This is a genomic window from Dysgonomonas sp. 511 (assembly GCF_010501105.1).
In the GTDB taxonomy this organism is placed as follows: Bacteria; Bacteroidota; Bacteroidia; order Bacteroidales; family Dysgonomonadaceae; genus Dysgonomonas.
In genome coordinates this window covers 1-323 of record NZ_QVMQ01000101.1, presented here as the reverse complement: position 1 = coordinate 323, position 323 = coordinate 1, and the positions used below count along the sequence as shown (strand labels likewise).

Here is a 323-nt window from a genome sequence, read left to right as displayed (position 1 = left end):
AATTATGGTAACTTATATAATAAAAAAGGGAAGAAAAGTTGGGTTAGCATTAGCTTTGATTCTTGGTTTAACTCATCAACCATTCGTACTCATTTTATCGGGTTATTCCCACAATACACATACGGACTAATACTATAATACTTCTCTGCCAGCGGATCAACCGTTGTAAACCGTAAAGACAGTATCAGCGACTTCAATTTCCAGTTTATAGTCGATGCCTTTTCGGGTACGGATACCATCCCGGCAGATAGGTGTCATCCAACCTATAACTCTGCGTCAGGTAGCCGACGACGAATACCAGATCATCGCCGGAGAACGCCGTT

The 323-nt window shown here is 41.8% G+C and carries 1 pseudogene; it reads left to right on the top strand.

What is annotated here, in order from left to right:
- Nucleotides 1–244: 244 nt before the first annotated feature.
- A pseudogene (locus D0T57_RS15445) lies at nt 245–323 on the top strand (ParB N-terminal domain-containing protein); the annotation flags it as partial.